Origin of the sequence: Salmonella bongori NCTC 12419 (assembly GCF_000252995.1) — a bacterium.
GTDB lineage: Bacteria > Pseudomonadota > Gammaproteobacteria > Enterobacterales > Enterobacteriaceae > Salmonella > Salmonella bongori.
In genome coordinates this window covers 2559552-2574289 of record NC_015761.1, presented here as the reverse complement: position 1 = coordinate 2574289, position 14738 = coordinate 2559552, and the positions used below count along the sequence as shown (strand labels likewise).

The 14738-nt window shown below is 54.1% G+C and carries 12 protein-coding genes; 9 read left to right on the top strand and 3 right to left on the bottom strand.

What is annotated here, in order from left to right:
• Window positions 1-45 precede the first annotated feature (45 nt).
• A complete protein-coding gene (locus tag SBG_RS12070) occupies window positions 46-894 on the bottom strand; it encodes a MurR/RpiR family transcriptional regulator (RefSeq protein ID WP_000995685.1) in 849 nt (282 codons plus the stop codon).
• 117 nt (window positions 895-1011) lie between these two features.
• Between SBG_RS12070 and murQ the strand changes: the two genes are divergently transcribed.
• Genes murQ through tadA form a run of 4 tightly spaced genes read left to right on the top strand, consistent with a single transcriptional unit; the run spans window position 1012 to window position 4474 of the window.
• Window positions 1012-1905, top strand: a complete 894-nt coding sequence (gene murQ, locus SBG_RS12065; protein WP_001048376.1) for an N-acetylmuramic acid 6-phosphate etherase — start codon at window positions 1012-1014, stop codon at window positions 1903-1905.
• A gap of 10 nt (window positions 1906-1915) precedes the next feature.
• A complete protein-coding gene (locus SBG_RS12060) occupies window positions 1916-3280 on the top strand; it encodes a PTS transporter subunit EIIC (protein ID WP_000361645.1) in 1365 nt (454 codons plus the stop codon).
• A 3-nt stretch (window positions 3281-3283) separates the two neighbouring features.
• Window positions 3284-3919, top strand: a complete 636-nt coding sequence (gene yfhb / locus SBG_RS12055) for a phosphatidylglycerophosphatase C (protein WP_000146397.1) — start codon at window positions 3284-3286, stop codon at window positions 3917-3919.
• A gap of 24 nt (window positions 3920-3943) precedes the next feature.
• Window positions 3944-4474 (top strand): tRNA adenosine(34) deaminase TadA, encoded by a 531-nt coding sequence (tadA, locus tag SBG_RS12050; RefSeq protein WP_001134571.1) that lies wholly within the window; start codon window positions 3944-3946, stop codon window positions 4472-4474.
• A 96-nt stretch (window positions 4475-4570) separates the two neighbouring features.
• Here the strand turns inward: tadA and mltF are convergent, their stop codons facing one another.
• Both mltF and SBG_RS12040 read right to left on the bottom strand, forming a co-directional pair.
• Window positions 4571-6115, bottom strand: coding sequence for a membrane-bound lytic murein transglycosylase MltF (mltF, locus tag SBG_RS12045; RefSeq protein WP_000734256.1), 1545 nt, complete (start codon window positions 6113-6115; stop codon window positions 4571-4573).
• Complete coding sequence (locus SBG_RS12040) at window positions 6116-6346, bottom strand: hypothetical protein (RefSeq protein ID WP_024135092.1); 231 nt, start codon at window positions 6344-6346, stop codon at window positions 6116-6118. It lies immediately after the preceding gene.
• Between the two features lie 24 nt (window positions 6347-6370).
• Here SBG_RS12040 and purL point away from each other — a divergent pair, with 24 nt between their 5' ends.
• The 5 genes from purL to glnB all read left to right on the top strand — a co-directional run bounded on the left by purL (window position 6371) and on the right by glnB (window position 14718).
• On the top strand, window positions 6371-10258 hold the full coding sequence (gene purL / locus SBG_RS12035) for a phosphoribosylformylglycinamidine synthase (protein WP_000970023.1): 3888 nt from the start codon (window positions 6371-6373) through the stop codon (window positions 10256-10258).
• A gap of 514 nt (window positions 10259-10772) precedes the next feature.
• A complete protein-coding gene (gene qseE, locus SBG_RS12030; protein ID WP_162470501.1) occupies window positions 10773-12203 on the top strand; it encodes a two component system sensor histidine kinase QseE/GlrK in 1431 nt (476 codons plus the stop codon).
• A 1-nt stretch (window position 12204) separates the two neighbouring features.
• On the top strand, window positions 12205-12969 hold the full coding sequence (gene qseG, locus SBG_RS12025; RefSeq protein WP_001054251.1) for a two-component system QseEF-associated lipoprotein QseG: 765 nt from the start codon (window positions 12205-12207) through the stop codon (window positions 12967-12969).
• Window positions 12969-14303, top strand: coding sequence for a two-component system response regulator GlrR (gene glrR / locus SBG_RS12020; protein WP_024135089.1), 1335 nt, complete (start codon window positions 12969-12971; stop codon window positions 14301-14303). The genes qseG and glrR overlap by 1 nt, the downstream gene beginning before the upstream one ends.
• A 76-nt stretch (window positions 14304-14379) precedes the next feature.
• Window positions 14380-14718: a nitrogen regulatory protein P-II gene (gene glnB, locus SBG_RS12015; RefSeq protein WP_000717694.1), complete on the top strand. Its 339-nt coding sequence runs from the start codon at window positions 14380-14382 to the stop codon at window positions 14716-14718.
• Window positions 14719-14738 lie beyond the last annotated feature (20 nt).

Genomic DNA, 14738 nt, shown 5'->3' with positions numbered 1-14738 from the left:
TCAAAACATCATAAACCGGGCGGGCATTATACGCGCATTCTTTACTCAAACCAGTTTTTTTACCAGCGCCTCACTATGGCGAATACGATCCGGTGCCCGCTCTAAATCCTGCTGCACCAGAGCCATGAATAATAAATCGGTCAGCATCATTTGCGCATGTGTGGAGGAGATGGCGGCGCTACGCGTAGCCTGCTCTTCAGCAATGGTATACAGGCAGCGTGTGGCGCGTTGTTGTAGAGCGTTGGGTGAAAAACCGGTGATGGCCAGGATCTTCGCGCCTGTACGTAATGTTTCGTCTGCCGCCAGATTCAGCTCCCGCCGTTCCCCGGAATAAGAGATCGCCAGCAACAGATCTTCTGGCGCCAGCGCCTGCACCGTCGCCAGTAGCGCGTGCATATCACGTTCAACCACCGCGTTAATGCCAATCTTCAGCAGCTTCCAGGCAAAGTTTTGCGCCACCAGCCCCGAAGCGCCAATCCCTGTAATAACAATACGCCGGGCGTGGCGCAGCATTGCGACACTCTCAGACAGCTTTTCTTCGCTGTTAACGTCCAGCGTGGCATGCATCGCCGCCACATTCTCTTTAATTAATTTTTCCCCGACCAGGCGCATCGGGTCGTCACCGCGAATCTGATTATGAACGGGCACAGAATGTGGGTCCGGATTGCTGACCAGTGCTTCGCTGATGGCCAGTTTCAACGCCGGAAAACCTTTAAATCCCAGTTTTTGCGCAAACTTTACTACGCTGGACTGACTGACTCCCGATTCCGCCGCCAGTTGCTGAGAGCTCAGATGGCGCGCTGTGTCCGGCTGCGCAAGGAGATAATCCGCCAGTTTCTTGTCGCTTTGCGCAAGATCCGGATAACGCTGACGAATACGAATCAAACAGTTCATGGGCGACTCCTGCGAAAACGTGATGGCGACAACAAAATAAAATTTCACTCGCCTGGGGGAATATTCTATTCCATCATAGACGCTTATTATGAATTAAAAATTCCAGAGGGACAAAAAATGAATCTTGGTGCGCTAGTGTCTGAAACCCGTAACCCGCAAACAATGGATCTGGATGCGCTATCCACCTGTGAATTAGTTAAGCGTTTTAATGAACAGGATACGCTGGTAGCGGAAGCAGTAAAAGCCACTTTGCCGGAGATTGCGCGTGCGGTAGATGCCGCAGCGGAAGCGCTGAAGTCTGGTGGACGTATCATTTATATGGGGGCGGGCACCAGCGGTCGGCTTGGCGTACTGGATGCCTCTGAATGCCCACCAACGTTTGGTGTCCCGCACGGCCTGGTCGTCGGGCTGATTGCCGGCGGGCCAGGCGCGCTGTTGAAGGCGGTTGAAGGTGCGGAAGACAGCCTACAGGCTGGCGAAGACGATCTTATCGCGCTAAACCTGCAACGACAGGATCTGGTGGTAGGGCTGGCGGCGTCGGGTCGTACGCCCTATGTGATTGGCGGTCTGCGCTATGCGCGTCAATCAGGTTGCACCACCGTTGCCGTTTCCTGCAATCCGGATTCTCCTGTTGCCCGGGAAGCTGATATCGCTATTTCGCCGGTCGTCGGGCCGGAAGCGCTTACTGGCTCCACGCGGCTGAAATCCGGCACGGCGCAGAAAATGGTGCTCAATATGATCTCTACCGGCGCCATGGTGAAGTTCGGCAAGGTCTATCAAAACCTGATGGTGGATATGAAAGCCACCAATATCAAGCTGATCGATCGCGCGTGTCGAATGGTCGTCGAAGCGACGGGAATAGGTCGTGAGGAGGCGGAAACTCTGCTGAAGCAGACCGATTTTGAGGTTAAGCCCGCCATTTTGATGGCGCTTACGGGGCTGGATGCCGCAGCCGCAAGGGAAAAACTCGCTGCTCATCAGGGATTTTTAAGAGCGGCGTTACAGCACTAAAGAGGTGTGTATGGATAAGACGGCAGCGTTCGCCAGCGATATTTTACGTGGTATCGGTGGAGTGAAAAACATTCAACGCTTGGAAAACTGTATGACACGTGTCAGAGTTGAGGTGCAAGACGATAGCCAACTGGATATTCCACGCTTAAAAACGCTGCCCGGCGTTAGTGGATATATCAAGCAAGGGGCGCAACATCAGCTGATCGTGGGGCCAGGGAAAGCAGCCCAGGTGGTGGATGCGATGCGCGTCCAGATTGCCGCAGGCGGCGAAATGCCGGATGTCAACGAGATAGAACGTACCAAATCCGAAGCGAAAGCGAAGTATAAAGCGCCAATGAGCGATGCGTTGCGTAAGCTGGCGAATGTTTTTATCCCACTTATCCCTGCTTTTATTGCATCCGGTTTGATTACCGGCATTATCAACATTCTTAAACGCCCGGATATCGTCGGCGATGTTGCCGTCCACTATCCTAATCTGCTGGGCCTGATGGGGATATTCGGTAGCGCGGTGTTCGCTATCATGAACATTCTGGTCGGCGTCAATACCGCGAAAGTCTTTGGCGGATCGCAGGCGTTAGGCGGCGTGATGGCGGGGATACTCTCCAGCCCACAATTGGCGCAGATTACCCTCTTCGGCGAGGTGCTCCAGCCGGGACGGGGCGGCGTTATCGCTGTTCTGCTGGTGGTGGCGTTAATGTGCTGGATTGAGCGTCAGTTCCGTAAACTGCTGCCCGGGTCGCTGGAGTTAATTCTTAACCCTTTGTTGACGACCATGATCACCGGGGCGATAGCGATTGTCGCGCTGCAACCGCTTGGGGGCTGGATCTCAGATGCGATCGCTCATGGCGCGTCCTGGGCTATTGATCGTGGCGGTTTTCTGGTGGGGGCGGTGTTAGCCGGAGCATTTCTGCCATTGGTACTGACTGGATTACATCAGGGACTGGTACCTATTCATGTGGAACTGGTGCAAGCGCACGGCTATAACGCGCTGTTTCCCATCCTGGCGATGGCGGGCGTTGGTCAGATAGGCGCCGCTATTGCCGTATTGATGAAAACCCGCAACGCGCGACTCAAAAAGGTGATTAAAGGCGCGCTTCCGGTCGGGCTGCTGGGTATTGGCGAGCCGCTGATTTTTGGCGTGACCTTACCCTTGGGTAAGCCATTTATTGGCGCTTGTCTTGGCGGCGCGGTAGGGGGAGCATTGATCAGCTACTGGAAAGTGGCGACGGTAATTACCTTTGGCATTTCCGGTTTACCGCTGGCATTAACAATTGTTGCCGGAAAAGTCGTGTTCTATCTGTTAGGCTATTTAGTAGCGGTAATTGCCGGGTTTATTTTTACCTGGCTGCTGGGGTTCAACGATCCAGAGGAGTAAGGTTTGGCCAGCCACGAGCGTCGTGTCGTCTTTTTTGATTTGGATGGAACGTTACATCAACAGGATATGTTCGGCAGTTTTCTGCGCTATTTGTTGCGCCGCCAGCCGCTCAATGCGCTGCTCGTACTGCCGCTGTTGCCCATTATCGGTATCGGTTTACTGGTAAAAGGCCGTGCGGCCCGCTGGCCAATGAGTCTGTTGTTGTGGGGATGTACTTTCGGCCATAGTGAAACGCGATTACAGGCGCATCAGGCAGATTTTGTCCGCTGGTTTCGCGCTAACGTTACGGCGTTTCCGGTCGTGCAGGAGCGTCTGACCACCTATCTGTTGAGCTCTGATGCGGATATCTGGCTGATTACCGGCTCTCCACAATCCCTGGTGGAGCAGGTCTATTTTGATACGCCGTGGCTGCCGCGCGTGAACCTTATTGCCAGCCAGATGGCGCGAGGATATGGCGGCTGGGTATTGACCGTGCGCTGTCTGGGCCATGAAAAAGTTGCTCAACTGGAGCGAAAAATTGGTACGCCGCTGCGTCTTTATAGTGGCTACAGCGACAGTAAACAGGATAACCCGCTGCTCTATTTTTGCCAGCATCGCTGGCGGGTGACGCCACACGGTGAGTTGCAGCAGCTCGAATAGTGTAAAGCATAGCGTCTGTGTATAATGCCGCCCGCTTTTATTACCGGAGTCACCTCTTTGTCTGATGTTGAATTAAATCACGAATACTGGATGCGCCACGCGCTGACGCTGGCGAAACGTGCATGGGATGAGCGTGAGGTTCCGGTTGGCGCAGTATTGGTGCATAACCATTGTGTCATTGGAGAGGGCTGGAATCGGCCCATTAGCCGCCACGATCCTACTGCGCATGCCGAAATTATGGCGCTGCGTCAGGGCGGCCTGGTGCTGCAGAATTACCGGTTACTGGACGCCACGCTGTATGTCACTCTGGAACCGTGTGTGATGTGCGCAGGCGCAATGATACATAGCCGTATTGGACGTGTCGTCTTTGGTGCGCGTGATGCAAAGACTGGTGCGGCCGGATCGCTAATTGATGTGCTGCACCATCCGGGAATGAATCACCGGGTCGAGATTATTGAAGGGGTGCTGCGCGATGAATGTGCGACACTGCTCAGTGATTTTTTCCGGATGCGTCGTCAGGAAATTAAAGCTCTGAAGAAATCTGCACGCGCGTAATGTACAAGACGCAATGCCTGGTGGCGCTGCGCTTATCAGGCCTGCGGGCGGTAGGCTGGATAAAACATTGCACGTCGTCTCCGGCAAGACCACCCGCTATTTTTCTTCTTTTTTCTGTGAGGTAAACAGTAAAGACGGTGAATGCGCCAGATAACCCGATGACTGTGTTAAAAACGACAGGAAGGGGAAGGGAGCTTTATCCAGTTCTTCCGGGGAGACGATCGGATAATTCTGCGCCAGTTTCATCGCTTCTGCTTTCTGTTTCTCTTTTTCCTGCAAATATCCCACCAGGCTTATCTGGTATTTACGGATATTTTCCACATAAGCATAAGCCTCATGCCCACGCGCGTAACCGTAGGTTAACTTACTGTAATACGGTTTTTGGCTTAATAGCGGCAAACGTTGCTTCACATCGGTCCAGCTATCCGGATTACCTTTGGTTTTTACCGTCAGCGCCCTGGCGTCAAGCATATGCGCGTACCCCATATTGTAGGCGGCTAAAGCAAACCAGATACGCTCGTCTTCCGGAACGGTTTCAGGAACTTTAGCCATCATATCTTCAAGATAGCGAGCGCCACCGCTGATACTTTGTTCCGCGTCGGTACGATCGGTCAGCCCCAGACTTTGGGCCGTATTTTTCGTCAACATCATCAGGCCGCGCACGCCAGTGGGTGATGTTGCCAGTGGGTCCCAGTGTGATTCCTGATAAGAAATCGCCGCCAGCAAACGCCAGTCTATCGCTTTGGCGTACTTCTTAAATAAGGGCTCCAGCTCCGGCAGAACGTTATCCACCGCCCGCAGAAAAGAGCGGGTATCAACGTAATCGAAATCATCGCCGTGCCCCAGGTATTTCTCTTCTACCCGTGCCAGCGAACCATCTTCATTGATCGAATTGAAAAAATCGAGCAGCGCGGCGGAGAGCGTATTATCGTCGTCCAGTCGGCTAAACCAGGTCACAGGCTGTTCATCCGTGACATCCAGCGCCACGGCCAGTTCGGGATGGACGCGTTGAAACAGACTGATCGCCACTGAATCGGCAATGGTATAATCCAGTTTGCCGCTGATGACCTCTTCCAGCAGCGTCGTCGAGCCTTTTTTATCATCCACCTTCCAGCTGAGGTCGGGAAATTTTGTCTCTTTTAAACGCTGTAAATCATTGACCACGACGTGCCCTGGCGCAATGGTAAGCTGATTTTCGTTAACGGTCGCCAGCGAACGTGGGCGATATTGTCCGACCCGGTAGACGAGCTGTTGCGAAACCGAGTAATACATGGGACCGGGCTGATAATTTTTAACGCGCGCGCTGTCGTAGACCAGCCCTGCCGCGAGCAAGTCGGCGTTGCCATTGTCCAGATCGTCAAACAACTGGCTGATATTCTGGCGTACCGTCACTTGCAGTTTTACCCCCAGATAGTTGGCGAACTGTTTTGCCAGCTCATAGTCCAGACCATATTTTTTACCGTTGATGACGGAATAGGTTAATGGCGAGTCGATCGTACTGACGCGCAGTACCCCCCGGGCTTGAATCGCGGCGACAGAATTTTCGGTTTTGCCGAACCAGGGGATAGAAGGCCAAAGGGCTGCTGCCAGCAGCAGCGTCAATATGCCGATGAACAGATAATTAATCTTTAATTTTTTCAATTAGTTAATTCTCTGAATCGTGCGTTGCCTCGGGCTGAAAAAGATGTTTTGCTGCAATCGATAAGTCATTAATGAGCGGCATTTTGCGTAACAATGCGCCAGTTGGCAACTTATTCGCAACGATAGCCGCACCGTATGATAAGAAAACGCGGTGATTTTATTTCGACGCAAACGGTTTCGTCGGCGCGTCAGATTCTTTATAATGACGCCCGTTTCCCCCCTTGCGCACACCGAAGCTTAGAAGACGAGAGACTTATGATGGAAATTCTGCGTGGTTCGCCTGCACTGTCTGCATTCCGTATCAATAAACTGCTGGCGCGCTTTCAGGCTGCCAACCTCCAGGTCCACAATATATACGCTGAGTATGTCCATTTTGCTGACCTGAACGCCCCATTAAATGATCGCGAGCAGGCGCAGCTTATCCGTCTGTTGCAATACGGCCCGGCGCTTAGCAGTCATACGCCGACGGGAAAACTCCTGCTGGTCACGCCGCGTCCCGGTACCATCTCCCCCTGGTCTTCAAAAGCAACGGATATCGCCCACAACTGCGGTTTGCAACAGGTTGACCGTCTGGAGCGCGGCGTAGCGTATTATATTGAGGCTTCTACGTTGACGGCTGAACAGTGGCGACAGGTTGCCGCAGAACTGCACGACCGTATGATGGAGACGGTGTTCTCTTCATTAACCGATGCGGAAAAATTGTTTATCCATCATCAGCCTACGCCGGTTTCCAGCGTCGATCTGCTGGGGAAAGGCCGCCAGGCGCTGATTGATGCGAATCAGCGTCTCGGTCTGGCACTGGCGGAGGATGAAATTGATTATCTACAGGCGGCGTTTACCGAACTGGGGCGCAACCCGAACGATATCGAACTGTATATGTTTGCCCAGGCAAATTCTGAGCACTGTCGCCACAAGATTTTTAACGCCGACTGGATTATCGACGGTAAACCGCAGCCGAAATCGCTGTTTAAAATGATAAAAAACACCTTCGAAACCACGCCGGATTATGTGCTCTCCGCCTATAAAGATAATGCCGCAGTGATGGAAGGATCTGCGGTGGGGCGCTACTTCGCCGACCACAATACTGGCCGTTACGATTTTCATCAGGAGCCCGCGCACATTCTGATGAAGGTTGAAACGCATAACCACCCCACCGCCATCTCTCCGTGGCCGGGGGCGGCGACCGGTTCCGGCGGCGAAATTCGTGATGAAGGCGCCACCGGGCGGGGCGCTAAGCCCAAAGCGGGTCTGGTGGGGTTCTCGGTTTCTAACCTGCGCATCCCAGGCTTTGAACAGCCGTGGGAAGAGGATTTTGGCAAGCCGGAACGTATAGTCACCGCGCTGGATATCATGACCGAAGGTCCGCTGGGCGGCGCGGCGTTTAACAACGAATTTGGTCGCCCGGCATTGACCGGCTACTTCCGTACTTATGAAGAGAAAGTGAACAGCCACAACGGTGAAGAGCTGCGCGGTTATCACAAGCCTGTCATGCTGGCGGGCGGGATCGGTAATATCCGCGCCGATCACGTGCAGAAAGGCGAGATCGTCGTGGGCGCGAAGCTGATTGTCCTCGGCGGCCCGGCGATGAATATCGGCCTCGGCGGTGGCGCGGCATCGTCGATGGCGTCCGGCCAGTCCGATGCCGATCTTGATTTTGCCTCTGTTCAGCGCGATAACCCGGAAATGGAACGCCGCTGCCAGGAAGTGATCGACCGCTGCTGGCAGCTGGGCGACGCTAACCCCATCCTGTTTATTCACGACGTGGGCGCGGGCGGTCTCTCTAATGCGATGCCGGAATTGGTGAGCGACGGCGGGCGCGGCGGGAAGTTCGAACTGCGCGACATTCTGAGCGACGAGCCGGGTATGAGTCCGCTGGAAATCTGGTGTAACGAATCGCAGGAGCGGTATGTACTGGCAGTTGCTGCCGATCAGTTGCCGCTGTTCGATGAACTGTGCAAGCGCGAACGCGCGCCGTATGCGGTCATTGGCGACGCTACCGAAGAACAGCATCTCTCGTTGCATGATAACCATTTCGACAATCAGCCGATCGATCTGCCGCTGGATGTTCTTCTGGGCAAAACGCCAAAAATGACCCGCGACGTGCAAACATTGAAGGCAAAAGGCGAAGCGCTGAACCGCGCGGAGATCACCATTGCCGACGCCGTAAATCGCGTGTTGCATCTGCCAACCGTGGCGGAGAAAACCTTCCTCGTCACTATTGGCGACCGTACCGTCACCGGCATGGTGGCGCGTGATCAGATGGTTGGCCCGTGGCAGGTTCCGGTGGCTAACTGTGCGGTCACTACCGCCAGCCTCGACAGCTACTACGGCGAGGCAATGTCGATTGGCGAGCGTGCCCCAGTCGCCTTGCTTGATTTTGCTGCTTCCGCCCGTCTGGCTGTCGGCGAAGCGCTGACTAATATTGCTGCCACTCAGATTGGTGATATCAGGCGCATTAAACTTTCCGCTAACTGGATGGCGGCAGCTGGTCATCCGGGCGAAGATGCCGGTTTGTATGAGGCGGTGAAAGCCATCGGTGAAGAGATGTGTCCGCAGTTGGGGCTGACTATCCCGGTGGGTAAAGACTCGATGTCGATGAAAACCCGCTGGCAGGAAGGTAACGAGCAACGTGAAATGACCTCGCCGCTGTCGCTGGTGATTTCCGCGTTTGCCCGCGTGGAAGATGTGCGTCATACCATTACGCCGCAGCTTTCAACGGAAGATAACGCCCTGATACTGATCGATCTCGGCAAGGGGCATAACGCACTGGGCGCAACAGCGTTGGCGCAGGTGTACCGTCAGCTTGGTGATAAGCCGGCAGACGTGCGTGACGTCGCGCAACTGAAAGGCTTCTACGACGCCATGCAGGCGCTGGTGGCGCAGCGCAAATTGTTAGCCTGGCACGACCGTTCCGATGGCGGTCTGTTGGTGACGCTGGCCGAGATGGCCTTTGCCGGGCACTGCGGTGTGGCGGTCGATATCGCCGCGTTGGGCGATGATCATCTGGCTGCGCTGTTTAACGAGGAACTGGGCGGCGTGATTCAGGTACGCGCTGAAGACAGAGAAGCAGTAGAAGCGCTGTTGGCGCAGTACGGCCTTGCGGATTGCGTCCACTACCTTGGTCAGGCGCTGGCTGGCGATCGCTTTGTGATTACCGCTAATGATCAGACGGTATACACCGAAAGCCGTACCACGCTGCGTGTCTGGTGGGCGGAAACCACCTGGCAGATGCAGCGTCTGCGCGACAATCCGCAATGTGCCGATCAGGAACACGAGGCGAAAGCTAACGATGCCGATCCCGGCCTCAATGTGAAGTTGTCATTTGATATAAATGACGATATCGCCGCGCCGTACATCGCAACTGGCGCACGACCGAAAGTCGCTGTACTGCGCGAGCAGGGGGTGAACTCTCACGTGGAGATGGCGGCGGCGTTTCACCGTGCGGGCTTTGACGCCATTGACGTCCATATGAGCGACCTGCTCGGCGGTCGTATCGGTCTGGGGAACTTCCAGGCGTTGGTGGCTTGCGGTGGCTTTTCCTACGGCGACGTGCTGGGCGCGGGCGAAGGCTGGGCGAAATCCATTCTGTTTAACCATCGCGTGCGCGACGAATTCGAAACCTTCTTCCATCGTCCGCAGACGCTGGCGCTGGGCGTGTGCAACGGTTGCCAGATGATGTCGAATCTGCGCGAGCTGATCCCGGGCAGCGAGTTGTGGCCACGGTTTGTACGTAACCATTCTGACCGTTTTGAAGCCCGCTTCAGTCTGGTAGAGGTGACACAAAGTCCATCTTTACTGCTGCAAGGAATGGCAGGTTCACAGATGCCCATTGCGGTGTCCCATGGGGAAGGGCGTGTTGAAGTCCGTGACGATGCGCATCTTGCAGCACTTGAGAGCAAAGGCCTGGTTGCCCTGCGCTACGTAGACAATTTCGGTTACGTGACCGAACGTTACCCGGCTAACCCGAACGGTTCGCCGAACGGCATCACGGCGGTGACGACAGAAAGCGGTCGGGTGACGATTATGATGCCGCACCCGGAACGGGTATTCCGCACTGTCGCTAACTCCTGGCATCCGGAAAACTGGGGTGAGGATGGCCCGTGGATGCGCATTTTCCGCAACGCGCGTAAGCAACTGGGTTAATATTTCATCTAAAGAAGCGCCCGATGTACGGGCGTTTTTTTATGTCTGCAATTTGCGACAGTGTATGTTTATGGGTGTCTCCAAAAAGAGACATTTAACCTGTTGATTTCCATTTGTTTTTTTGATGTTGTGATGAAGTGTCTCCTTTTGGCGACGTTAAGGTGAATTTTTGTTCATAAAGGTGTTATACAGAAAAACATATAAAATAAAAACAAATCAATTAGTTATTAAAATGTTTCATTTGTTGGCACAATAAATGCATAATAGTAATCAGTGGCTCATTCACCTTCTTATGTCAGCCCCTTAGGGACGCGCTACATAAACTTCGAATGACGCACAACAAGGTGCCTGCCGTCCAACTTCTGATAATAGCGTCGCTTTATCAACCTCCGGGCGAAACGTCGAGTTAGGCACCGCCTTATTCCACAACAAAGCCGGGTTTAACCCGGCTTTGTTGTATCTGACGCTTCCCTCGGTTAGCATCTTTTTATGGTTCTTTTAGGTGAGCGACACGTTGAAGCGCTGGTCCGTTTTCCCCCGATCGCTACGGCAACTGGTCATGCTGGCCTTTTTGCTGATCCTGCTGCCGCTGCTGGTTCTGGCCTGGCAGGCATGGCAAAGCCTTAACGCATTAAGCGATCAAGCTGCGGTGACTAACCGCAGCACACTTATTGACGCCCGACGCAGTGAGGCAATGACTAACGTCGCGCTGGAGATGGAGCGAAGCTATCGACAATATTGCGTGCTTGACGATCCGACGCTGGCAAAGGTGTACCAGAGCCAGCGTAAGCGCTACAGCGATATGCTGGATGCGCATGCCGGTGTGCTGCCAGATGATAAGCTGTATCAGGCGTTACGTCAGGATTTAAACGCTCTGGCGCAATTGCAGTGTAAAGATAGCGGCCCGGAGGCCGCCGCTGCCGCGCGTCTGGAAGCCTTTGCTAACGCCAATACGGAAATGGTACAGGCGACGCGCACCGTTGTTTATTCGCGCGGGCAGCAGTTACAACAAGAGATCGCCGAGCGCGGGCAATTTTTCGGTTGGCAGGCGCTGGTGTTATTTCTGGTGAGCCTGGCAATGGTGCTGCTTTTTACCCGTATGATTATCGGCCCGGTGAAAGGGATTGAACGGATGATCAATCGCCTCGGCGAAGGACGTTCTTTAGGTAATACCGTCTCCTTTACCGGCCCGCGTGAATTGCGATCGGTAGGGCAGCGCATTATCTGGCTGAGCGAGCGTCTGGCGTGGCTGGAGTCTCAGCGGCATCAATTTTTACGCCATCTGTCCCATGAGCTGAAAACCCCGCTAGCCAGTATGCGCGAGGGAACCGAGCTGCTGGCCGATCAGGTGGTTGGGCCGTTGACGCCGGAGCAAAAAGAGGTGGTCGGCATTCTGGATGACAGTAGCCGCAATTTACAAAAATTGATTGAGCAATTACTTGATTACAACCGGAAATTAGTGGACTCTCCCACAAAGCTGGAGGCGGTTGAAATTGCACCGCTTGTGGATATGGTCGTTGCCGCCCACAGTTTACCTGCCCGCGCGAAAATGATGCATACCGATGTCGACCTGGAGGCCGGGCGCTGTCTGGCGGAGCCCATGCTGCTGATGAGCGTACTGGACAATCTCTATTCCAACGCGGTGCACTATGGCGCTGAATCCGGTAACATTTGTATCCGTAGTCGCTGTCAGGATTCCACGGTCTATATTGATGTGACTAATAGCGGCGAGCCGATTCCACAAACGGAAAGGGAAATGATCTTTGAACCTTTTTTCCAGGGAAGCCACCAGCGAAAAGGGGCGGTAAAAGGCAGTGGATTAGGGCTGAGTATTGCCAGAGATTGTATGCGTCGAATGCAGGGAGAGCTCTGGCTGGTAGATGACAATGCGCAAGAAGTCTGTTTTCGTATCTCACTGCCGATCCCTGCACCTGACAAACACTAATATGAATTTAAGCCTGGTGAGTATGCCACACGTTTTATTCCTGATTGTTAAACGATTCCTTTCCCGCTGGGGAATACCGGCGAGCATATCGTGTCTGGCGCTGACCGCCTGCGTTCCTCATGCTGCACAGCAACGGCCCGGCGGCCCGGCGCAGGATAAACTTCCTCATTATCAACTGGCAGATTATCTCCCGACGGCATGCGCGGATATTTGGTCGCTACGCGGACAGGCGGTGGAGACGAATCCGCTTTACTGGTTACGCGCGATTGATTGTGCCGATCGTCTGATGCCGGTTCAGTCGCGTGCAGAGGCGCGCGCGCTAACGGACAATGGCTGGCAGAATGCCTTCAGACGTGGGATCTTACTGGCGGACGCAAAAATTACGCCGCCGGAACGCCGCGCGATGGTGACGCGTCTGGAGGCATTAAGCGCGCAAATACCCGCTCAGGTGCGGCCTGTCTACCAAATCTGGCATGACGGCCAGACGCTGCAATTAGCACTTTCTGCTGAACGTCAGCGCTATAGCAAACTTCAGCAAACGTCAGATAGTGAGCTGGATGCGTTGCGCCAGCAGCAACAGGCCCTGCAAACGCAGCTCGATCTTACCACCCGTAAACTGGAGAATTTAACCGATATTGAACGGCAGCTGTCTACGCGTAAACCCGCAGGGAATTACAATGCCGATACGCCGCATACGGATGATAAACCCGCCATCTCCGGAGATGGCGCAGCGCCGTCGCCGTCACAAGATGAGGTAACGCCATGATAAGCCGTAAACCAGCACACTTGCTGTTGGTGGATGATGATCCCGGATTACTGAAATTACTCGGTATGCGCCTGACCAGCGAAGGATACAGTGTGGTTACCGCAGAAAACGGTCAGGAGGGGCTACGGGTACTGAATCGGGAAAAAGTGGATTTGGTGATAAGTGATCTGCGCATGGATGAAATGGACGGTATGCAACTGTTCACGGAAATCCAGAAAGTGCAGCCGGGAATGCCCGTTATCATCCTGACGGCGCACGGTTCCATCCCTGATGCGGTGGCAGCCACCCAGAAGGGCGTATTCAGCTTTCTGACGAAACCGATTGACAGAGACGCGCTGTATAAAGCGATAGATGAAGCGCTTGAACAGTCCGCTCCCGCGACGGACGATAGCTGGCGAAAATCTATCGTTACCCGCAGCCCACTGATGCTGCGGTTGCTTGAACAGGCGCGTATGGTCGCACAGTCGGATGTCAGCGTGCTGATTCATGGCCAAAGCGGTACCGGGAAAGAAATTTTCGCCCAGGCCATTCATAACGCCAGCCCGCGCAGTAACAAGCCGTTTATCGCCATCAACTGCGGCGCGTTGCCGGAACAGTTGCTGGAGTCTGAATTATTCGGCCACGCGCGCGGCGCCTTTACCGGGGCGGTGAGTAATCGCGAAGGGCTGTTCCAGGCGGCAGAGGGCGGGACGCTGTTTCTGGATGAAATTGGCGATATGCCTGCGCCGTTACAGGTGAAGTTGTTACGGGTGCTGCAGGAGCGTAAAGTCAGACCCCTGGGCAGTAATCGCGATATCGATATTGACGTGCGGATTATCTCTGCAACGCACCGCGATTTGCCGAAAGCGATGACGCGGGGCGAATTTCGGGAAGATTTGTACTACCGTCTGAATGTAGTCAGCCTGAAGATTCCGTCGCTGGCCGAGCGTACTGAGGATATTCCGCTACTGGCTAATCACCTGCTAAGGCAGTCGGCACAGCGACATAAGCCCTTTGTCCGCGCCTTTTCTACCGACGCGATGAAGCGGCTGATGACGGCAAGCTGGCCGGGTAATGTGCGCCAACTGGTCAATGTCATTGAACAATGTGTGGCGTTAACCTCCTCGCCAGTGATCAGCGATGCGCTGGTTGAGCAAGCGCTGGAAGGGGAAAATACCGCGTTGCCAACCTTTGCCGAAGCGCGGAATCAATTTGAACTGAATTATCTGCGCAAGTTGCTGCAAATTACCAAAGGTAATGTGACGCATGCGGCAAGAATGGCGGGGCGCAACCGCACAGAATTCTACAAGCTACTCTCCCGTCACGAACTTGATGCGAATGATTTCAAAGAGTAGTTTCCATGCCGTAACGTAGTGCGAAATATGTTACGTTTAACCGATCAAAATACAGGCGACCTTTTCAAGGAATAGCATGAAAAAGATTGATGCGATTATTAAACCCTTCAAGCTGGACGACGTCCGTGAAGCTCTGGCCGAGGTAGGTATTACCGGGATGACGGTAACTGAAGTTAAAGGCTTTGGCCGTCAAAAGGGCCATACCGAGCTGTATCGCGGCGCGGAATATATGGTGGATTTTTTGCCGAAGGTAAAAATTGAAATCGTGGTCCCTGACGACATCGTGGATACCTGTGTTGATACCATCATTCGCACCGCGCAGACGGGGAAAATCGGTGACGGTAAGATTTTTGTCTTTGATGTCGCCCGCGTTATTCGTATCCGTACTGGCGAAGAAGACGACGCGGCTATCTGATGTGCCGATGCGCTGCCCGT